Source organism: Chitinophaga oryziterrae (assembly GCF_009758125.1).
GTDB lineage: Bacteria > Bacteroidota > Bacteroidia > Chitinophagales > Chitinophagaceae > Chitinophaga > Chitinophaga oryziterrae.
In genome coordinates this window covers 463,422-486,429 of the sequence record NZ_WRXO01000003.1, presented here as the reverse complement: position 1 = coordinate 486,429, position 23,008 = coordinate 463,422, and the positions used below count along the sequence as shown (strand labels likewise).

The 23,008-nt window shown below is 41.0% G+C and carries 15 protein-coding genes; 3 read left to right on the top strand and 12 right to left on the bottom strand.

Translation table 11 applies throughout. The features are described from left to right. Positions 1–4: 4 nt before the first annotated feature. The 4 genes from GO495_RS13795 to GO495_RS13780 form a co-directional block, all read right to left on the bottom strand. Positions 5–3,322: a TonB-dependent receptor gene (locus tag GO495_RS13795; RefSeq protein WP_205691259.1), complete on the bottom strand. Its 3,318-nt coding sequence runs from the start codon at positions 3,320–3,322 to the stop codon at positions 5–7. Between the two features lie 167 nt (positions 3,323–3,489). Continuing rightward, complete coding sequence (locus GO495_RS13790) at positions 3,490–4,434, bottom strand: FecR family protein (protein ID WP_157300286.1); 945 nt, start codon at positions 4,432–4,434, stop codon at positions 3,490–3,492. Positions 4,435–4,624: 190 nt separating this feature from the next. After that, the gene (locus GO495_RS13785; RefSeq protein ID WP_157300285.1) at positions 4,625–5,218 is read right to left on the bottom strand and encodes an RNA polymerase sigma-70 factor; all 594 of its coding nucleotides are present in this window, start codon (positions 5,216–5,218) and stop codon (positions 4,625–4,627) included. Beyond that, complete coding sequence (locus GO495_RS13780; RefSeq protein WP_157300284.1) at positions 5,211–7,208, bottom strand: alpha-L-arabinofuranosidase C-terminal domain-containing protein; 1,998 nt, start codon at positions 7,206–7,208, stop codon at positions 5,211–5,213. The genes GO495_RS13785 and GO495_RS13780 overlap by 8 nt, the downstream gene beginning before the upstream one ends. A 362-nt stretch (positions 7,209–7,570) precedes the next feature. Here GO495_RS13780 and GO495_RS13775 point away from each other — a divergent pair, with 362 nt between their 5' ends. After that, positions 7,571–9,952: a glycoside hydrolase family 31 protein gene (locus GO495_RS13775; protein ID WP_157300283.1), complete on the top strand. Its 2,382-nt coding sequence runs from the start codon at positions 7,571–7,573 to the stop codon at positions 9,950–9,952. A 16-nt stretch (positions 9,953–9,968) separates the two neighbouring features. Here the strand turns inward: GO495_RS13775 and GO495_RS13770 are convergent, their stop codons facing one another. The 5 genes from GO495_RS13770 to GO495_RS13750 form a co-directional block, all read right to left on the bottom strand. Beyond that, positions 9,969–11,918: a glycoside hydrolase family 43 protein gene (locus tag GO495_RS13770; RefSeq protein ID WP_240915219.1), complete on the bottom strand. Its 1,950-nt coding sequence runs from the start codon at positions 11,916–11,918 to the stop codon at positions 9,969–9,971. A 7-nt stretch (positions 11,919–11,925) separates the two neighbouring features. After that, on the bottom strand, positions 11,926–13,965 hold the full coding sequence (locus tag GO495_RS13765; protein WP_157300282.1) for a glycoside hydrolase family 127 protein: 2,040 nt from the start codon (positions 13,963–13,965) through the stop codon (positions 11,926–11,928). Positions 13,966–14,156: 191 nt separating this feature from the next. After that, positions 14,157–16,577, bottom strand: coding sequence for a bifunctional YncE family protein/alkaline phosphatase family protein (locus GO495_RS13760; protein WP_157300281.1), 2,421 nt, complete (start codon positions 16,575–16,577; stop codon positions 14,157–14,159). Positions 16,578–16,724: 147 nt separating this feature from the next. Further along, positions 16,725–17,213: a CHRD domain-containing protein gene (locus tag GO495_RS13755; RefSeq protein WP_157300280.1), complete on the bottom strand. Its 489-nt coding sequence runs from the start codon at positions 17,211–17,213 to the stop codon at positions 16,725–16,727. 196 nt (positions 17,214–17,409) lie between these two features. Next, on the bottom strand, positions 17,410–18,411 hold the full coding sequence (locus GO495_RS13750; protein ID WP_157300279.1) for a GlxA family transcriptional regulator: 1,002 nt from the start codon (positions 18,409–18,411) through the stop codon (positions 17,410–17,412). Positions 18,412–18,535: 124 nt separating this feature from the next. On the opposite strand from GO495_RS13750, the gene GO495_RS13745 reads away from it, so the two are divergent. After that, complete coding sequence (locus tag GO495_RS13745; protein WP_157300278.1) at positions 18,536–19,024, top strand: SRPBCC family protein; 489 nt, start codon at positions 18,536–18,538, stop codon at positions 19,022–19,024. A 159-nt stretch (positions 19,025–19,183) separates the two neighbouring features. Here the strand turns inward: GO495_RS13745 and GO495_RS13740 are convergent, their stop codons facing one another. Then, entirely contained in the window at positions 19,184–19,615 is a 432-nt protein-coding gene (locus GO495_RS13740) for a response regulator (RefSeq protein ID WP_157300277.1), read from the bottom strand. A gap of 216 nt (positions 19,616–19,831) precedes the next feature. On the opposite strand from GO495_RS13740, the gene GO495_RS13735 reads away from it, so the two are divergent. Further along, positions 19,832–21,268, top strand: a complete 1,437-nt coding sequence (locus GO495_RS13735; RefSeq protein WP_157300276.1) for a serine hydrolase — start codon at positions 19,832–19,834, stop codon at positions 21,266–21,268. A 129-nt stretch (positions 21,269–21,397) separates the two neighbouring features. Here GO495_RS13735 and GO495_RS13730 read toward each other — a convergent pair whose 3' ends face one another. Next, positions 21,398–21,700, bottom strand: a complete 303-nt coding sequence (locus GO495_RS13730) for a hypothetical protein (RefSeq protein WP_157300275.1) — start codon at positions 21,698–21,700, stop codon at positions 21,398–21,400. 424 nt (positions 21,701–22,124) lie between these two features. Beyond that, positions 22,125–22,856 (bottom strand): hypothetical protein, encoded by a 732-nt coding sequence (locus GO495_RS13725; RefSeq protein ID WP_157300274.1) that lies wholly within the window; start codon positions 22,854–22,856, stop codon positions 22,125–22,127. Between the last annotated feature and the right edge of the window lie 152 nt (positions 22,857–23,008).

The window sequence follows — 23,008 nt, the reverse complement described above, 5'->3', positions numbered from 1 at the left end:
ATTGTTAAAAATTCACATTCACTCCTAAGGTAAATGAACGGGTAGTAGGATACTTATCACGATCATCCATACCCGGATTTAAGCCAAGCCGGTTTACTTCCGGATCCAATCCCTTGTATTTGGTAATGATAAACGTATTTAAGGTTGATACATAGATGCGCGCTCCCTTAACATAATTGCTTTTTATGTTATTGAAAGTGTAGCCCAGCGTTATGTTATCTACCTTCCAGAAATTCCCGTTCTCTACATAGTAGCTGTTAAACTCTAATGCATTTACTTTCAATGTTGTTTTACCAAAAACAGGATCGTAAGCGGATTTCAGGATATTATAATTCTGGATGGCGGGGTTTTCCATATACATCCTTTGAGAGTTGATGATCTGATAATCAAAAGCACCTCTCATTGTAATACTTACATCGAATTTCTTATAGGAGAAACTATTATTCCAACCTGCATAATATTTGGGCAGGCCATTACCAATCACTTTTTTGTCTTCAAAGCTATGTGCGAAATTATCGTAATTAACAGGTTTGCCATCTCTGCCTTCATAGATCCACTTCCCATTAGCATCAATGTCAATAACCTTATATCCGTAGAAATCGCCAATACCCTTGCCGACGGTTACAATATTGGTAAAAGTCTGAACGGGGATACCTGCAAATCCTGTAGTGAAATACGGAGTGGTGGTTTGGTACAGTTCGTTTGATAAACTGATTAATTTATTTGAATTGGTAGAGAAATTAACGCTTGTTGTCCAGACAAAATCCTTTGATTTTACCGGTACGAAATTCAGCATTATTTCTAAGCCTTTATTTTCCATTTTACCCACATTAGCTGTTGTACTGGGGTATAAATTCGGAGGACTTGGCACTGCATAGTTATAAAGCAATCCTGTGATCCGGCGATTATAAACATCCACACTACCACTTATTCTTCCTTTTAATAAACTAAAGTCAAGGCCAATATTTGCTTCTGCTTTTTCTTCCCATCTGATATACGGGTTCGCATTAGTGGCAGGGACCAGGATCCTTGTCCACTGACCATTAGAATATACATAGTCACCGTAGTTTATTAACGGCTGACTGAGAAAACCTGCTGATGGTGGGTTTCCTGTTATTCCATAACCTGCACGCAGTTTTATATCATCAAACAATTTCTGATCTTTCATGAAGTTTTCATTGGAAATTCTCCAGCCTCCTGAAACAGCCCAGAAATTACCCCAGGGACTAAGGGCTCCATACAACTGACTGGCCCCCTCTCTTCTTAAACTTGCCAACAGCAGATATTTATCTTTATAGCTATAATTTAGTCTTCCAAAAAAACTGATCAGGTTTGTCTCTGTTTTATAACTGCTCATATTGGCCAGTTTATTCTTTATCCCTTCGCCTAATCCCAGGTTATTATAACTAAAGAGATCAGTCGGGAAATCCTGGTTGTCCGCATACGTGCCAGAAGAGACATTTTCCTGGTAAGCATAACCGCCTAAAACTACAAAGTGGTGGTCTTTTAAGGATTTGGAATATTCCGCAGTCCATTCTGTCAAGCGGTCAATAGACATGCTGGAACTTACGGATGCAAAACCATTTAAACCGCTTTTAATGGTAGAAATATGCTTTTTGCTTTCTGAATATCCATTGTTCCCATTAAACCTTGAGTAGGAAAAAAGGGCAGACAGTTTTAAATTACTAACAGGCTTGTAACTAATAGTAGCATTCATACGGGAGTTTACATTTTTAGATTCCCCATCACTTTCATACAGCAATCCCATAGGATTTTCGTAATCAAAATTGCCCGTTTGCTCATAGAAATTACCGGCAGAATCGCGTACCGGCTCTGTAGGATTACGTATGATCGTTTGTCTGTATATCCAGCCATTAAAGCTGTTATCCCCATTATTATTTCGTGTATAATTATTGGTCTGATTAAGTATTCCGATATTAAGCTTTAGCTTATTATCCCACATGCTATGGTTCACATCTATTCTTCCCGTAAATGTATTGTTATCGCTCTTCCTGAAAATGCCCTCCATTGCACGGTAATTTCCGGAAGCCAGGTAGTTTGTTGTGCTGTTACCACCTCTTATAGTCAGGTTATGCACGTGTGTTAACGGTGTACGGGTCGTTTCTTTCAGCCAGTCGGTATTACTTCCGGCATCCCATGAGGCGAGTCTTGTTCCAGCTTTAATCTGGTCCCGGTAATCCTGTGCAGTAAGCATATCCAGTTTTTTCGCGATCACCTGGGTAGTTGCATAAACGCTATAGTCAACGCTGTTGGTGATCCTTCCACTTGCTCTCTTAGTGGTGATGATAATTACACCATTAGAGCCTCTTACGCCATAAATAGCGGCAGATGAACCATCTTTTAACACATCTACAGACTCGATGTCTTCCGGAGATACCGTTTTGAGATCACCCGGAATCCCGTCAATGATTACTAAAGGATTAGTATTAGCGCCATATAGGGTGGTGTTGCCCCGGAGTAAAATTTGCGATCCACCGGTAGGGTTACCGCTGGTATTTGAAATAGTTAAACCAGCAACCTTACCTTGTAATAACTGACCAGCATCAACTACCGGCCCTTTAACAAAATTCTCCGCCTTTACGGAAGCAACAGCACTGGTTACATCTGCTCTTTTCTGTGTTCCATAGCCAATTACTACAGCTTCCCGGAGATTCTCTACCGTTACTTTCATCACAACATCCATAGATGAATTGCCTGCTACAGGTATCTCTTTATCCTGAAATCCTATATAAGAAAATATAAGTACTACAGTCCCTTCATTCACTGTAAGCGTATATTGTCCGGAAATATCCGTAGAGGTGCCGGCATGTCCTCCTTTTACTTTGACACTTACACCAATTAAGGGTGTCCCGTTCTCATCCGTTACTTTACCCTTTATGGTAATTTGCTCAAAGAATTCTTTGGAGGTATTTGCGTTTTGAGTAGTAGCCTTTGCTTTCTTTTCAACTATAATGATCAGATTATCTTTTTCCAGGTAGTCCAGATTGGTATTCTTAAGGATCTTATCCAGGATAGCAGTAACTGATTCCCTGTTAGCAGAAACGGATACATTCCTGTAATTAGAAACCAATTTGTCATTGAAAACAAATCCTAAACCACTCTTTTTCTGCATAGCAGTTAAAACATCCTGTAATGTTGTGCTTTCAAACTGCAGGTTTATTTTTATCTCTTTCGCAGTTTGTCCTGTTGAAGAACCGGCAAATAATATTTGTGTCCCTAACGTAATGATTAAGAATATTTTGCAACTAATACTCATCGTTTTCCGGAAGGCATAGAGATTATACCAAATGAATTTTTTCATAACATTTGCGTGGTTTGGTTTAATAAATGGAAGCTTTTTCTAAAATCGGCTGATCAGATCAGGAAGTGATGTTTATGAACTGATCTTTTTTTTCATTGCTAATACAGATTATCTCGTGGTAATTTTTCAGCGCATAATAATTTCTGTTTGGTTGATGAATGTTTGTATCAGAATCGAACAATCTTATCATTAATTGAATAGGTGATCCCATTTGCTTTAGCAATAGCAAAAAGAATTTTTTCCAGTGAATCCGTTGAATTAAAATTTGCAGTGAACCGGATTTCCTTAGTTGTTTCTTTGTTAAATTCTATTTTAACATTATAGCTATTTTCTAAAATCAGCGCAACGTTCATTAGTGTCTCATTTCTGAACAGGAATTTGCCCTGCATCCAGCCTATACTTTCATTTGCATTTATGTGCTTTTTCGTCTGATATCCGGTAGCTGTATTTACTATAACCTGCTCATCAGGTAACAGTAAAACAGGCTTTTGTTCCCCTGTCCCTGCTTCTTTTACGGCCACCTTACCACGCATTACGGTCACTTTCACCTCTTTAAATGCCTGGTATGCCTGCACATTGAAAGCAGTTCCCAATACCTGTGTCTGTGTTCCCGGCGTTTCTACCACGAAAGGTTTTTCATCGTTACGTTTTACATCAAAAAAAGCTTCTCCTTCTAATAATGTTACACTCCTTGTTTCGCGGTTAAATTTTTCCGGGTACCGGATTCGTGAGCCGGCATTTAGCATCACGGTAGAACCATCGCTTAAAGTCAGTTTCATTCTCTGCCCCTTTGGGACGGTAGTAATTACGTACTGAACCCGACTGAACCCGGTGCTTTTATAATAAAAGAATGCAGCAACAGAAGTAATCAGGAATACAGCAGCAGCCACCCTTAGCATAACAGGAAGCGTAATAAATCTTTCCCTTCTGATCTGCCTGTCTATTTTTCCCTTTAACCTATGCATGACAGCCTCCCTGTCAATTGTTTTCTCATCAAATTCTCCGTGCATGGAAAGCTGATCAAACATTGATTCGAGGTACCTTTTTTCAGCGGGTGTACATTCCCCTTTAAAATAAAGGTCCAGCAGATTTTTAATCTCTTTTTCTTCCATTAGAAGCGACTTGAATTGAGGAACATCAGATCAGCGACAAGTACAATTTTCATAACAGTTAAAGTTCAATACGAAATCAATCATTTCATGTGGATAATAAAGAAGTGTACAAAAAGAGCGCTTGGTAGTAGGAGAAAATAAAATTTTTATCAATTAATTGAATCTCAATGATAAAAATTTATAATTGGGGTCAGAATAACTTAATGAGAAAAAATAAGAGGAGGAATGCTTTCCCGTTCAGCTTTAGGTGCAAATACTTTAAGGCATTACTAATTTGTTTCTTAACCGTTTTATCAGAGATGTTAAGCTTATGAGCAATTTCCTTATATGAGAGTTCCTCTTTTCTACTTAGGATAAATACTTCCCGCATTTTAATGGGTAGCTTATCAATTTCCTTATTTAACATCCTTGACAACTCATTTGCAGCGAGTTGCATTTCAGGTAGATTATCTTCCTCATGAAAGAGGGAATTCCATGATTTCCTGAAATCATTCTTTTTAATTTCATTACGAATATACCTGAAGCCACTGTATCGCACACAGGAAAAAAGGTAGGCAGAGAGGGACTCAATACCCTCCAGATTATTACGGCGCTTCCATAATGAAACAAATACCTCCTGAAGGATATCTTCAGCTTCTTCTGTATTCTTAATTGCTTTTACAAGATAAAAGTACAACCGCTCCCAATACCTCATATAGATAACATCAAATGCTTCCTTGTTATCCTCTTTAAGCAAATTTAAAAGGACATCGTCTGCATATTGTTGAAGATGCATATCATTCATATGTGGATATTATCTTTTTTGATTTTATCCTGATGACAGATAACGAATGCGGTGTCATATTGTATGTGAATCGTTTTTCCAGCCTTAAAACAGTTTTTACCGGAACTACATTTTCTTTCGCTTCATTCCGGCCACTCAAAAAAGTAAGTGTGGCATCCCTATTTAAAGACCTGAAGCCGGAAAGATCGGCTTGAGCCTGTACAGTGGCCTCCCCCCCATTTACCAGTTTAAGGATCAGATCTCCTGTTTTACTATCTTTTACACAAGATGCTGCTACATTAGTCCCCTTAAACGAAACGATATCCGGGTAATAAATGTCCCCTTTATTGTTTGAAAACAATTGCTGTACATAATAATTAGGGGTAAGAGTAACTTCAGTACCCGTAAAATAAATAAGGTTGGGATTCCAGGATGTATGCCCCATCCTTGCTAAAAGAGGCGCATAAGAAGCCATATTAACCACATCCCCGTTACGCTCAAGCGAAGTCATATAAACGGCTTCAGCAAGCGCATTGAATAGTGTATTGCCCCATGAGGCATACTCCCCCAGGTATACTTTTGTTTTTTTGCGGTCATAATTATCATAACGGCCTGTATTCGCCAGGAACCATTCTGGTTTTTCATAATAATGCTCATCTACCATCGGCAACGCATTCTCATTGGCAAATTTCCATCCCAGTTCGTAGTCTTCTCCAGCCGGGCTAGGCCCTACTGTTCCTATAATCGTGATTTCAGGATGTTTACTTTTAACCACGTCGTAAATCAGCTTGAAACGCTCCCTGAATTCCGGCGTTTGTTTGTCTTCATTGCCGATGCCCAGGAACTCCAGGTGAAAGGACGCAGGATGACCTGCAGCCGCTCTTTTTGCCCCCCAGGTGGAGGTAACCGGGCCATTGGCGTATTCAATAAGGTCCAGCACTTCCGTAATATAATCAGGCATTTCATCCATAGGTAATCCCCGCTGTCCTGTCCCTCCTATTTTCCAGGTACCTCCCGAATTCTGACAACTCACTGCAGCCGGCACAACCGGCAATGGTTTAGCACCTATGTCTTCGCAGAACTGGAAGTATTCGAAATATCCAAGGCCAACAGACTGATGATAATTCCAGATATTCCGTTGCTCCTTACGCTGTTCCACCGGTCCTATAGTGTTTTTCCAGCGATACATATTCTCCAATCCGTCACCGTGAACAAGGCAACCACCAGGGAAGCGCATGAATGCAGGTTTCAGATCTGCAATTGCCTGTCCAAGATCAGATCGCATACCATTTACCCTTCCATGGAAAGTTTTGTCCGGGATCAGCGAAACCATGTCTATTGCCAGGGTACCTTTATCTTTTGCAGTAATGGCTAAAACAGCGCTGTCATCATTATGTGTGGCTTCAATGACAGCGGAATACTTATTCCATTCTTTTGTATCCGCAGTTACAGTAACCTCACCATAAACATCCCCCTTTTTACTTCGTAACTGTATGGATAATGGCATGGATTGCCCCGAAATCAGGCGGGTGAAAATTGAAAAATTATACTTTTCACCAGTTCTGATCACGATCCCATCAAAACCGTAGTTGATTAAACCAACGCCCTCCTGGCCTGCATCCTCTACCTTCAGAACAATGTAATGAGGATTGTTTGGATGGACCGGCTCCCTGGTTTCCACAGAAACTGTTCCATATCCATAGCCCTTTGTAAGATATTCCCATGCAGTAAATGGCTGCCAGTCTTTCCGGTCGTCCGGAGCATACTCAAATGATCTGTTTTGAATCAATTCTGCATACAGGCCACCATCTGCTGCATAACTGAGATCTTCGAAAAAGACCCCAAACAAATTTGGAGAGATCGGTTTTCCATCTGCATGTATTCTTTTATTAGTCTCACCCACACTGCGTTGAGCATAGATACTGCCGGTTGACAATAAACAGAAAAGCGTGAATAGAAGTATAGTAATTCCGTAAAATGAATTACTCCTTATATATTTAATAAAGCCCATTTTTATAACAGATTTAAATAAAGTATTGGCATCACTTTAAAATTATGCCATTGTCATATTGTACAAGAAAATCACAACGTACTGCTTCTGGTGACATTCCAGGCCATTAAAAAGCTTCCGTTGGGAAAGATGCTTATCTCTTAGTTCAGGTAAATATTAACCATGCTCTGTACATTTCATAACCTGGAATACGTTTTCTCTAACTTATATTATCTACGTGGAATCTTCTCAGAAGGTAAATTAATGATTTTTTATTATTAATCGTCAATTTGACATCTATTTTAATAATAAATGTTAATTTGACGCTTAATTTAGCAATCCACTTATACTTTATAAATTCCAACGTACTGAAAAAACAAGCCATGATAAATGTAAAAAATTCATTATTTTTTTCCGGGCTGCTGCTGTTTACAGCAAGCGCATGGTCACAGCAATACCAGCGGACAAACGGAGGCATAAGAACAACCATTCACTCAATAAACATTGAGGTCCGGTTTTTTAATGCAGATATTGTGCGGGTATTAAAATCCCCCGTAGGTGTTACAGATGAGAAGAAAAGTTTATCAGTGATAAAGACCCCTGTAAGCACTCCACTAAATGTACATCAGGACGGTAATGTATTATCTGTAAGCAGTGCTTCCCTGCAAACCAGGATCAATCTTCAAACAGGACAGATCAGCTTCTACAATACAGCAGCAGTAGCTTTATTGGAAGAAAAAGAAGACGGCCTTCAATTCAAACCTGTAAAAGACGGAACAGACAGTGCCTATAGCGTAAACCAGTCTTTCCGGTTAAAAGAAGAGGAAGCTATTTATGGACTGGGGCAACATCAGAAAGGACTGATGAACCAACGTAACCAAAAACTGGAACTGAAGCAGGGAAACATGCAGATCGCAGTACCTTTCTTTCAATCAGTGAAAGGATATGGACTGTTCTGGGATAACTATTCAACCACTATTTTCAATGATACGCTGAACGTCGCATCCTTTGAATCTGTAATTGGTAACTGCGCCGACTATTATTTTATTAATGGCGGCAATGCAGATAAGGTGATTGCTCACATGCGCTGGCTTACCGGTGAGGCACCGATGTATGCCAGGTGGTTGTATGGATACACCCAAAGCCGGGAACGTTACAAGAGCCAATATGAGCTGATGGACGTAGTAAAAAAATACCGGGCATTAAAAGTACCGCTGGATGGGATTGTACAGGACTGGCAATATTGGGGCGTACAGGATAACGAATGGAACGCCATGGAGTTTGGTAATCCTGCATTCCCAAACCCTAAAGCCATGATTGACAGTGTGCACCAGGCAAATGCACATATTATTATTTCAATATGGCCTTCTTTTGGGAACAAAACAAAGATCTACCAGGAATTAAAAGAACAGCACATGCTATATGACTTTACTACCTGGCCACCAGTGCCGGAAGTACAGGTATATGACGCATTTAACCCCAAAGCACGGGATATTTACTGGAGATATCTGAGCAAAAACATCTTCTCTCTCGGCATGGACGGCTGGTGGATGGATGCCACCGAGCCCGACCAGATCGTACCTAAACCAGGTGATGATGAGAACCTCACCTACCTGGGTACCTTCAGAAAAGTTCGTAATGCCTTTCCATTGATGACCACCGGTGGTGTATATGAACATCAACGCCGGGTAAACACTGATAAACGCGTATTTATCCTTACCCGCTCAGCATTTGCGGGTCAGCAGCGTAATGCTGCCACCAACTGGTCGGGGGATATTGTATCCGGTTGGGATGTATTCAATAAGCAGATTTCCGGTGGACTTAATCTTTCTTTAAGTGGTATTCCATATTGGAACACTGATATTGGCGGCTTCTTCTCCTGGCGTAATTATCCCAAAGGCGTTAAAGACGCTGCTTTCCAGGAATTATATGTTCGCTGGTTACAATTTGCGGCATTCACGCCTATGTTCCGGTCTCATGGCACTGATACACCCAGGGAGATCTACCAGTTTGGAGAAAAAGGCTACTGGGCTTATGATGCGATAGTGAAATTCATTCAGCTTCGTTACCGTTTGCTTCCATATAATTATTCCAATGCCTGGGAGGTGACTTCAAAATCAGGTACCCTGATGCGTGCATTGGTGATGGATTTCGCTGCAGATAAAAAAGTCCGGGACATCAACAACGAATACCTCTTCGGTAAAAATATTTTAGTAGCTCCTGTTACTGACTCTCTTTATACCGGCAGAGTTAATGGTGAAACCTTTACCGATTTCAGCAAAACGAAAACCCGTACAATTTATTTACCTGAAGGCACTGATTGGTTTGACTTCTGGACAGGTGAAAGAACAACCGGAGGACAGGAAATTAAAAAAGAAGTGCCTGTCGATATTATGCCTCTGTACGTGAAAGCCGGTGCTATTCTGCCAATGGGTCCCTTTCAGCAATATACAGGTGAAAAAGATGCCAGCAACCTGGAGTTAAGAGTATATGAAGGAGCCAACGGGACCTTCACACTGTATGAAGACGAAAACGATAATTATAATTATGAGCGGAATATTTATTCGACCATTACGATAAAGTGGAATGATAAAACAAAAACACTCACTATAGAAGATCGCAAAGGTAATTTTCCAGGTATGCTTTTACATAGGACCTTTAATATTATACTGGTAGGTAAAGGTCATGGTAATGGAATTGAGACTGTCGAAAAAGCTGACAGGGTTATTAAATATTCCGGCAAAAAAACAGCCATCCATTTTTAAGATATAAAGCCCGTCATTACTGGCGGGCTTTATTGATTGCCTTCACACCTTCATGAGTTGGCGTTACCTGCTTTATAGTACCATCATTATTAAACTCCAGCTTATCGATACAAACTTCACGGTTGTATCCCGCTGCACTTCCCATGGTAATTCCTTCTGGATATTTGAAGCGATGGTATACAATATACCATTCATCTTTACCAGGAATCTGAATAATAGCATGATGACCGGTACCATAAATACCCGCCGTTTTATCTTTTGCAATTACCAGGTTATTTTCCGGAAGATTTATTTTTCCCTGTGGGGAATCAGACATTCCATAATGCACCTGATAATCTTCGCTACGGGTATCATTCTCCGACCACATAAAATAATAAATGCCATTTCTGTAAATCACATAAGAGCCTTCATTGTAGCTGGCAGCAGGTGTTAATATTTTTGTAGTTCCCGGTTTCAGAGAAACCATATCATCATTCAATTCCGCAGCAGCCATATACCCATTTCCCCAATACAGGTAATTCTTCCCTGTTTTCGGATCGGAAAAAACATCGGGGTCAATTTGCTGACCTCTGGTAACTCCTTCAGGATATTTATCAATTAAAGGTTTACCTGAATCCACAAACGGGCCGGTGGGATCATCCGCTACCGCTACACCAATTTTCTGGGCTGCGGTGAAGTAGTAAAAATACTTGTATTTCCCATTGATCTTTCTTTCGATAATACATGGAGCCCAGGCATTCTTTTTTGCCCAGCTTACGTCTTTACCTAAATCCAGTATAACACCTTCATCTTTCCAGTCAGTTAAATCCTTAGAAGAAAACGTTTTAAAATAAGTACCCGACCAATTATCAAAACCATCACTGGTTGGATATATATAGAACTTACCCGTTTTTTCAGCATATAAAATATCCGGATCAGCATAATACCCTTTTAAAACCGGGTTATGTGTTGCTCTTTCATCAGATGAGGGCCATTTGTTTGTTAATACCTGTGCTTCTTTCGCGGTTATTGGAATAACGGTTCCATGACGGGGATGAAAGTTCATGGAGATCTCGTTATCTATAACTTTAAAATTTTCCAGGTCTTTACTTTCTGTAAACTGATATTTCCCTTTTTTGAAAAGATCGTACATCAATATCCAGGTATCGGAATTGTTTAACTTAAATACACCTGAACCTTCCACCTCTTCATCCGTCTGTTCCAAACGTTTATCTGATAACACATAACCTTCTGTCAGTTTATCAGAAACGGCCTCTTTAATACCTGGTGTCTTACCTGTAGCTTTCATGAATAAATGATACTTACCATCTTTAAAAATGATATCTGCATCAAGGCAGGTAGTGCTGTCAGGGCTAAAAAAAAGCTGTTTGGGAGTAGTCTCCAATCCGGTAAAGTCCGGATTAGCATAGGCATAATATATTTTGATAGGGCCCTTACCAAAACTCATAGACCAATAGATCATGTACTTTTTCTTCTGACTATCAAATATGGTTTGCGGCGCCCAAACCTTACTTACATCTGATAATCCGGGAAATCTTTCCGCTATGTTTACGATATGACTATTCCAGTTAACCAGGTCCTTTGATTTCAATAATACCATGGCCTGATTGGGGCCCCAACCATCTTTTACAACATGAAGATCGGTAGCCACCATATAGAACGTTTTCCCATCTGTGCCACGCAGTATATGTGGATCTCTTACACCCCCCGTAGTACTTATCTGAGCCGAATTTATGACCGGCATATTGTTATTAAGCGCTTTGTAGTTATAGCCATCATTACTAATTGCAAAACGAATAGATTCCGCATCTTTTCCGGCGCCAGTAAAGTAGGCAAATAAATAAGCACTATAATGCTTAACCGGCTTCTTTTTTGATGCCTGTTGAGCCATTGCCGGTGCCAACATTCCCAGTACCAGGCATAAACAAATCGATTTTACCGGTATTTTCGGATTATAATACATCATGTGTTTTTTACTTTGAAATGGTATTACTAACAGGCCTGTCCGTCAATAGATCGATATCATTTATCTTCCCGGGGAACCAGACCATCATTTCGCCTTTACCTCTGTTTGCCCAGGCATAATAAGGGATAGCTGTAAATTTTCTCTGTACAGTGGAAACTGTTTGCCCGCTTTCATCAATTACAACTACCGGAACATTACTATTAATTACTTCTACACCATTTAACATACCTGGTTCATATGCTGATGTAAAAACAGCGTCGTAAGGAATGATGATATTACTTGTTTTACCATTATTATCTACCCATTCACCACAATATATGACAGGGCCACGCTGTAAGGCTACTTTACCTATATCATCCTTTATCATTTCATTCGCCTTTATCTTCCGCACTTCCATTGGAAGCAGCACTTCTACCCTATCGTTCTTTTTCCAGGTGCGCGTAAGGGAGGCATAGCCTTTTTTCATTTCATATTCCACCGGTTGTCCATTTACTTTAATGACCGGTTTCTTATCAGAACTGGTAGTAAATTTATACAGATCTAAAGGAACTGCTTCATTTTGTGCCCATCCTGGTATACGTATCAGTAAATTAAATGCAGCTGGTGTTTTTTCCGGTGAAATTTTAAATACCAGGTCCCCGTCCCAGGGATAGCTGTTTTGTTGTTCAATGTTTACAGCCCTGTTCTGCAAGGTGAGCGTTGCATTACTGGCTATAAACAGATTTACGTATATATTATCATCCTTTTGAGCATATACATAGCCTGGAATGGAAGGTATCAGTCTTGTAAGGTTGGTAGGACAGCAGGAACAATCAAACCAGCCCGAGCGTTCCGGCTCCAGGTTCTTATGTGAGAAGGAATTTTTGATTTCCATCGCATTACTATAGAAAAATGATTTTCCATCCAGTCCCAGTCCGGAGATCAACCCATTGTACAGTGTCTTTTCCAGAATGTCCATGTACTTTGAATCCCCATGCAACAGGAACATCCGGTAATTCCAGTACACGCTTGCAATGGAAGCGCAGGTCTCATTATAGGCCGTAGCGTTGGGAAGTTCATAATTATCACCAAAACGTTCTCCTGATGGGACAGCTCCTAATCCACCCTGTACATACATTTTTTTGCTTACCATATTCATCCAGATGGTATCGATGGCATGCAGCAGGCCTTCATCCCCGGTTAATGCCGCTACGTCCGCCATGGCAGCATACAGATAGCCTGCACGGACCGCATGCCCTTCTGCTTCATATTGTTCTGTTACCGGTTTATTATCCTGCCAGTAGGCCCCGCTCTTCCAGGGATCTTTACTATTGGTGTCATAGCCCATATAATGACCACGTTCGCTGATAAAAAACTTTGCGGTTTCCAGGTATTCCTTCTTCCCCGTAATACGGTACAGCTTAACCAGGCCCATTTCAACGATCTCATGACCCGGAGCCACATGCTTTTTATCAGGGCCAAATACGGAACATACCAGGTCTGCATTTTTAAGCGCAATATCCAGGAGAGACCTTTTACCGGTGGCATAATAATGGGCAAAAGCAGCTTCATACAGATGTCCGGCATTATATAGTTCATGACTTAATTCCCGCTCTTTTATCCATCTTTCTGTACCTGCCCATTCATGCGGCGATGCCGGGTTGATGGTCCTTGCTGTATACAGGTAACCATCCGGCTCCTGGGCTTTCCCGATCTTAATAATGAGTGAATCAATATATGCAGACAGCTTTTTATCAGGGAAAAGGCTTAATGAAAAGGATGCACCTTCGATGGTTTTATAGATATCGGTATCATCGAACGGGAAGGTAGTGCAGAATTTACCCGAATGGGCGGCCGCCATTTCGAAATTACGCACTCTGCCAGTGCTTTCACACCGTTCAAATGAAGCCGGAATAGTAACCATGTGGTTAATGCGCAGACGAGGCAGCCAGAAACTGTCTGTTACCCGTACTGCTGTAAAGCTGACTGCTTTAAAGGGATAATCCTTTACCTGTCCCAATGTGGTGGTCGCCACACAAACCCCCAATAATAAAAGTATCTTTTTCATATGGAAAAGTTATAGGTTCAATATATCCGCATGCGGAAAAGAGGAAAATGTTTCATAACTGGAATTTGCGTCCTGTAATTCAGATTTAGAATTATACCAGGATCTTTTCGGGGTGAAAACTAATAATTTTTTTCCTATTAATCGTCAATTTGACATTTATTTAGGGAAGAAATATTTTCAGGGGTAACATTTCAATCATCCTCTTTCTTCAATAAATTCACAAAGGCTGCCCGTTTTGGTGCAGGAAAGGGTGTGCCTTTCATTCCATTCCACAATACGATGTTGAATTCGAGGTCAGGTACATTATCTTCTTTTGTAAAATCAAATCGTTCTGAACGTCTTTGCCATTCATTTACAGCAACATTCTTTTCCAGGAGATCCACCTGCGCAGGAACTGACTGAAAAGCCGGGTGACTGGCAGTGGCGGAGAAACAATTCCACATAGGCACTGCTGCGGCATCATACTGGCTCATAGGCGGGATACCGAGGATGAGTTCAATGGTACGAAGCATAGAAGAAGTAGAATACATGGTATGATCAACATATCCCTGTTTCACAAAGCCTCCGGCCACATATGCAGTGCTGCGGTGGGCATCCACATGATCGGCCCCATTCTGTGCGTCATCCTCAATTACAAATACGGCGCTTTCCTTCCAGATCGGGCTCTTACTCAGGTAATCCACGAACAGACCTACTGCCAGGTCATTATCCGCCACATGCGCAATAGGGGATAATTTGCCTTTGCGCAGCCCTTCCGTATGATCATTTCCCATTCGCAGGGAGTTAAAATGCGGAACCATATTGATGGAAAGTAACGAATCAAATTCATGCTTCCATTGCGTAAAACGGGTAGTGTCGTAGATGCTCAGGTTCCATCCGCTATAATACGGGCAAACATGATCTTTCAACACAGGTATATTCGGTTTGGAATTATCTGCAAATTCCCCGTAAGTACGATAAGATATGCCTGCCCGCTTACAATGGTCCCAGATGAACCCTTTAGGCGCATTGGCAATGGCGCGGTTGCCTTCTCCATCGTAAACACCTCCACGTCCGCCATAACTGGTAGGCCATGTCTTTTCAAGATAATCGGTAGCATAAGCAGCGGTACTCCAGTTATGACCATCCGCACTCACTTCTGCATCTACATAAAAATTATCCAGCAGTACGAATTCTCTTGAGAGTTTATGTAAGTTGGGGGTCACCTGCTCACCGAAGAGCACAAGACTGGTATCCCCATTCCCTTCTTTCATATCTCCCAGTACCTGGTCGTAAGTGCGGTTCTCCTTGATAATATAAAATACATATTTGATAGGAGAAGGCGCTCCCGTTTTCATCGGAACAGGATTGCCGGTTTCTCCTGCCGTGATACTTTCTTTTTCTTTGGTGTAAGGTGTATTTTTATATACCTGCTGTGAGAATATCGCCAGTTGTTCTTCAGTGGGTTCTTTGATAATACTGAGCTTACCTTTAAACAATCCGGCTATATATTGTACGTCTTTGGGCCTGTTCTTATCTCCTGCCTGGTATTCCACCTCTTCCTTTTTCTTCAAAGGATTAGGACCGTAAGGATTGGCCATGGATGAGAATCCCTTGCCATTAGCCACATATATCTTCTTACCGATCACTTTCACATTTGTAGGATACCATCCTACCGGAATAAATCCTTTACTCCTGCTGAAACCTGGTTTGCTTACATCGAATACGGCCAGGCAATTGTTGTCGGCATTGGCGGTGTATAAAGTTTTCTGGTCCTCACTTAATGCCACCCCATTTGTAGTAGAACCATTCGGTGCATCCGGATAAAGTGCGGTATTCAATGTTTCGATTACCTTCTTTTGCGGAAGATCTATCACGGAAACAGAATTATCATTCGCGTTGGCAACATACAGGTATTTCCCATTCTTTGAGAGGCACAGATCGTTCGGGTTGTCCCCTGCTTTTATCTCTCCGCTGAAGCTGTTATGCTGTGTATCGAAGATCAGCACCTTATCACATCCCCAGCAGGTGATATACAATTCTTTTTTATTGGATGACAATAAACAATTGTAACCTTCTCCGCCTAAGGACAATTGTTGTTTAATCTTTTTTGTAGTAAGGTCGATGATGTAAAGTGAATCATTCTCCTTTGTCAATACATACATGATTTGCTTCTTATCATCGATCTCGATACCTGAAGGAGAGATCCTTACCGGCCATTTATCACCCAGTCTGATGCTATCTTTCAGTATCAGCTTGTTTTGCTGCACAGCATATTGCAGGATCCTGTTATCATTTCCACCTGAAGCATACAGGAATTTTTCATCTGCACTGAACTTCAGGCCAAACCAGCTTTTCGGGATTATCACTTCATCCAGCACCTTTTGTGCCTTCACATCAATGAGCTGGATATTTTGTATACTTTGTCCGTTATTGGTTACTGCGATATATCTTTTAGAAGATGAAACGGCTATATTCAATGGGAGATCTCCGAGTGGCAGGTGTTCACCTACAGGCGTCAGTGACCAGCCATTGGGCAAATGAATACGGCTGGCTTCGAGCTGTGCTGTGGTTTGGGCAAAACTGTCTGCAAAAGGTAATAATGCAATAAGAATAATAAGAATGCTCCTCATAGTCTTCAATTATCAATAGCCGCAAGTTTATAATAAAATAGCTTCTTTCTATATTAAATTAATGCTATTATTCCATACAAGGTATAAGTCGCCTGCTTATTACCTTAGTTCAGTAATAAGCAGGCGACTTATGCCTTGTAAACAATTTTATTTTGTGGCCGATAGCTGCCCTCTTATTTCACCATTCGGATAGGCAGCAGTATGAATATTTACATACATTTTCCCTTCTGTTAAGTCGGTACCCTGACTTGGGGTAAATGTTGCTGAGCCTGAATAGCTCCCTGCTGCGGCTGAAGTAAACCCTGTAATACCTACCTCAACACCGGCACTTTGTCCGACAATGGCAGGACCGTGGAAATGCATCGCAGTGGCTACCCCGGTAAGGCCTGTCCAGGTAATTTTGTAAGTAATCATATAAGTGGATGAATTATAACTACCTGTAAGCGTACCCGTACCTGTGGTAGTATTCGAAGGAACCTCCGACCCGCTGTTAAGAGTGGCGCTAACGGTATAAGTGGTAGGTGTAGTACCGCCGCCGCCATACCCGTCATTTTTACTACAGGAGGCCAGCAATGCGGTTATTATCAGGAAACTGTAAACCAGCGATTGTTTCCTGAAAAAAAGAGAAGCTTTCATAACAGTTGTTTACATGTTATAACATACAAGCAATCCCAATTGTTCCTGTTTATGACTATTTGTAGCGTGCGAACTCATATCTTAACTATTGATTAACATATAACTTGTATATTATAGAAATAAGGAAAGAGGGGGTTCTGACTTTCCATTAAAAACTATTTTCCGAGTCAAAGGCCACTGGAATATCGTGGCAAATTCAATCAAGCCTTGACGGGTCACTCATTTGTGAAGCATTTTTGTTATACTTTGCCCTGTACTCCAGGGGCGACAAACCGGATATCTTTTTAAAAACTTCCCGGAATGACTTGTCATCGGCATAGCCCACTTCGTCCATTATCTCAAAAACACTTTTTCTGCCTTTTTCCAGGTTACTTTTGGCCACTTCCACTTTAACCCGCTGCATGTATTCCAGCGGAGTATTACCGGTAGCTTTAATGAAACGGCGGTCAAAATTGCGTCTGCTGATCGCCAGCTCTGAGGCGATTTGCTCGAAAGAGATCTTTTGGGTCAGGTTTTCTTCGATATACGTTTGTGCTTTGCTGATCAGTTCATCACCATGGGCTTTCTGCGCCTGAAAAATAAAAAAGGGTGATTGGGAAGTTCTGTCCATATCAATCTGAAAAACTTTTGAGCAGAACACAGCTGTAGCCCTGTCAAAATATTTTTCAACCAGGAAAAGCACCAGATTTAAGAATGAATAGGCTCCGCCATTTGTATAGATACCCAGACCGGCAGTAAGCAGTTGATCCGTATGGAGGGTTACATTGGGGAACAATCGCCGGAAAGCCGCCGCCGCATTCCAATGTGTTGAACAGGCTTTTCCTTCCAGTAACCCGGTAGCAGCCAGTAAAAATGCACCTGTGCAAATACTCGCTATTTCAGCACCGTCTTTATACTGTCCGCGGATCCAGCTAATCAGTGCTGCATTTTCCCTAATCACACGATCGTACTCATGAGAAACAGAAGGTATGATCACCAGATCAGTACTTTCCACTTCGTTGAGATCAATGGGAAAAATGGAAAAGAAACCACCATCCAGTTTCAGCTCACTTACGAAACCGGCGATCCGGACCTCCATCATAGACTTGTTCCCTATCTTTTGCCAATATTCATTGGCCCGGGTCAGGATTTGAAACGTACCCACGATGCTGGCCAGATTAGCGTATCCCGAAGGAACTAAAATCGTCACCTGTTTCATGTTTTTTTTATAAAGATACGCGATAGTATTGTCCAAATCAACCCGCAACAATGTCTATTTCACCCCCATTAACTCTGGTTTAGAGACGGTAATTTTGATCAATGATCATTAAAAACATACAAAAATGACTACGCTTGATTTTACGACAATACTATTAGCAGACCAAACTCCAAAACAGGCCTTCGATGCTATCAATAATGTGCGCGGCTGGTGGTCGGAAGAAATAGAAGGCAGTACGAACGAACTCAACGCCGTGTTTAAGTATCATTTCGAGGATGTGCATCGCTGCCAGATGAAAATCGTAGAATTTATTCCGGACAAAAAAGTGGTTTGGCTGGTGATGGACAACTACTTTAAATTCACCAGCGATAAAAGTGAATGGATCGGGACCAGGATCATTTTTGAGATCGCTCAAAATGGTAAACAAACGGAAATTCGTTTTACTCACCAGGGGCTGGTGCCTCAATACGAATGTTATGAGATCTGCCGGGATGCCTGGACGGGCTATATTCAAAATAGTTTACGCGGTTTAATTACTACCGGTATAGGAAAGCCCAATGCAACCGGCAAACCACAAACAGAGAACGAGAAAAATCTGAGCCTCACCAAATAAAATCATGAAAGACTATCAAAACTAAGCCTTCAAATCTTTCGGTTTGAAGGCTTAGTTTTGCCGTTGGGCGACCGGGTTTCCCATATTTGACTCAACCAAAAACATCAATGATATTGCAATAGAGCTTTGATTGCCTTCATTTTTATCGCCGGAAATCTGTTACAAGTCTTCGAAATGATTAGGAGAATAACATTCCCGCCAATATTCTATTATAATTCTTATGGTACTTTTGAGATGTTCATAACTTGAAGGCTTCTTAAAGAAGCCCTGAACAGACATTGTATAGGCATCATATACAGCCTCCTTCTCTACAGACGTGGAAAAGAAAAGATAGGGAATACATTTTGAACTGAGTCCTTCATTTGTATGGACCATTTTCCTCAACTCAAAACCGTTCAGTTTAGGCAGGTTAATATCGGATAAGATAAGAAACGGAAAGATATCCTCACCTTGAATATACGCAAGTGCCGCCTGGCCATCTTCAAAAAATACAATCTCATTAGAATAACCAAGTTCATTAAAAACGCTGGTAAACAGCTCCCTGTCATCTTCATCATCCTCAATCACTACCAAGGGGCCATTTTTATTCATATTATATCTTTGAATACAAGGTACAGCATTTAAATGTAATCGGGAACATGCGTGGTTTTGTAGTCTTTTAAAACAAACTCCTTTCTAAATTTATGCCCCCGCTGGAGAAGACCCACCAAAATAGAATCTAAAAAGGAACTTAGGCAAGTTCTTCCCAAAAATGCCAACCTTTGCCATATCTTAGAGGATCCATACAATTAACCTAAATTCCCAATAATGAAACGATTCCTTTTACCCTTACTCCTGTTAATTCAGTTAACCATTTACGCTCAATCCGACAAAGAAAAAATACTACAGGTGGAAAAGAACCTGGTCGGCACGATACAATTAACCGGCGAAAGACCCTGGACGATAGCTGAACGAATGGCTCATTACAAAATACCCGGGCTAAGTATAGCCGTTATACAGAATTATAAGCTAATCTGGGCAAAAGGTTATGGTTGGGCAAATGATAGTTTGAAAGTACCAGTTACAACACAAACTCTTTTCCAGGCAGCCTCTATCAGTAAATCCCTGAATGGGGTAGGTGTACTCAAACTGGTACAGGATAAAAAACTGGATTTGTATACGGATATCAATACTTACCTCACCAGCTGGCACTTCCCTTATGACAGCCTGGCTAAAGGGAAAAAGATCACCGTGGCCAACCTGTTAAGCCATACCGCAGGATTGACAGTACATGGTTTTGAAGGCTACAGGCAAGGAGCTCCCTTACCGACGGTAGTACAGATTCTGGATGGTGTGAAACCGGCAAATTCGGCACCTGTACGTTCCATGTATGAACCGGGCATAAAATCGGAATATTCAGGCGGTGGCACCACGATATCCCAGCTGATTGTAATGGATGTAACACATCTGCCATATGCTGATTACATGAAAAAAGAAGTATTACAGCCTTTAGGCATGACTGCCAGCACCTTTTCCCAACCACCTGTGGATATTAATCCGGCACTCCTCGCTACTGGTCATCGTGGAGATGGGAAACCAATAGAGGGAAATTACCATGTCTATCCCGAAGAAGCTCCTGCAGGTTTATGGACAAATCCAACTGACCTTGCAAAATATATCATCGAAACACAGCTGGCTTATGAAGGCAAATCTGCCAAAGTGTTAAACCAGGCAACAACCACACTCAGACTAACACCTTACCTCGATAAAAGCGCGGCTTTAGGTGTATTTATTGACCTTGATAGTACCGGATACTTTCAGCATGGAGGCGCGAATGAAGGATTTCGCTGTCAGTATTACGGAAGCCTGAAAGACGGGAATGGCGTAGTGGTGATGGTGAACTCTGACAACAGTAGCATTTTACCGGAAGTGATAAATAGCGTCTCAAAGGTCTATGGATTTAAAGGGTTGTATCATTCCACTATTAAAAAATCAGTGACCGTACCAGATTCAGTACTACAAACCTATATTGGACAATATGCGCTGTCCCCTGCTTTTATTATAACAATTTACAAAGAAGGTAAAGTGATATATGCGCAAGCCACCAGGCAGGGGAGTTTTGAAATGGTCCCCGAAACACAGACTAAGTTTTTCCCAAGAGAATTTCCCGCATACCTGGAGTTCACAAAAGACACCACAGGTAAAGTAAATGCCTTAATACTTTATCAAAACGGGCAACAGCAGGAAGCAAAAAAGATCAAATAGAACAGCTTATACTACTATAGGAAGTATGGTTAAACAGCTTACGAACAGGTTGTAGACAGGCTTATCCTCCGTTTATCCTCCGTCTTTGAACGGAGGATAAACGGAGGATAAGCCTGTCTACAACCTATCTCATTCCTTTTTTCTATGAAGATTCATATAATCTTTGATAGCTGTATGGTAAACTGATCTACCCTTTGGATGCTTATAAGCCGCTTTTTTAGCCGGATCATGTATGATCTCCAGTGCAAATCTGACTGCATCTCCAAATATGTCATTTGATTCCAGTTGCAGTTCACTCGGTATCACATTGCTCATATCAGGATACTTACTCGCGAAGGTGTTATCTCCACGGTTTCTGAATACTATCTGCTTACCGATTGCTCCCCTCATGCCCTTTGTTGCTGCAAGAATGGAGTTGTTAAATTTTGCCATAGTTCTTTTTAATGGAAATTAGCAGGTTTCCATTATGCGAAAACAAAAAAGTGGGTGGCCACACAAGAAAAAGCGGGTGAGCATACTAGAAAGTATCGGTGATTGGAATTTATTCATTATGATATATATGTTTTATTTAATAAAAAACTGGCGCTCTGAAGAAAATTTTCCCTGGTCATCCACACCACCTCCCATCCCGGTATCAAAACGGAAAGCCCTTGGATTTTTACATCTAAGGGCTTCTATTTTCTTGCTAAACCCCGCGTTTTTTTTAGCGGGCTACCGGAGACGAAGTTCGAACCGATATGAAGATGATTTATCTGAAATTCAGGAATTCATTAGTAAAAATAATTACTGCTGACATTCGGAATATATAGATGCATGGCTAGTAAAGAGACAACGGACCTGGAATCATTAAGGCCTGTCAAAATTTAATACTAAGTTTCAGTGAAACAAGTTTATCATCTTTATAATACTCAAAATACCATTCATTGTTTTTACTAAAAACAACACCTTTTTCTACACCATTTTCTGCAATAAAATAGTTCGGCATTGAAGTTTTCAGTAATGTCATTACCTTTTTAGGAGAGGTATCAATCAATTGGTAGCCAATGGCATTAGGCTGTGCATATAAAACGTCCTTATTCTCAGTAATCGTAGCGGGGATGGCAGCAACCGGCACAGGTGTAGTGCTCTCAGTCGATTGTGTAGCCTGAATAGCCCCGGTACTATCGTATTTGTAGTGTGCACCCCTTAGAGACACAAATGCATTTTTTAACGCCTCTGTATACGCTGTATTCCACTCCTTCTCCCTGCTTATCCCTTCCTCGCTTTTATAGATAATCTGGCCCTGACAATCTTTTAGCACCAGGCTTAAATCAGTGGCTAAGAATTTCTTTTTCGCTACAAGCTCTGCTCTTAATGCATTACACTTATTGTTGGCAACATCCGCCGGCAATACATCATTAGTCATGAAACACTTAAACCCTACATTTTCCAGCAAATCTTTTGTAAGCGTGTTTATCCCATACTGATCATCCTGTTTAAAAATATCAAATCGTTCAGGTACTAAAACATACTTGTAATTATTAATGGTATTCTGTGAACGGGCTACAACGGCAAAAGCCATTACCAGCAATAAGGCAACTACTTTCATATGTATGAATTATTTACGTATTGTAACGAAGATAAGCAAAACGTCAGTAAGAAAATGAAGGCCCCACCTGAGAGATTCACTTAACACGATTAATTCATTTTTGGTTTCAACGTAAATGGATTCAGATCCAGTATTTCAGCAGCAACACAAGG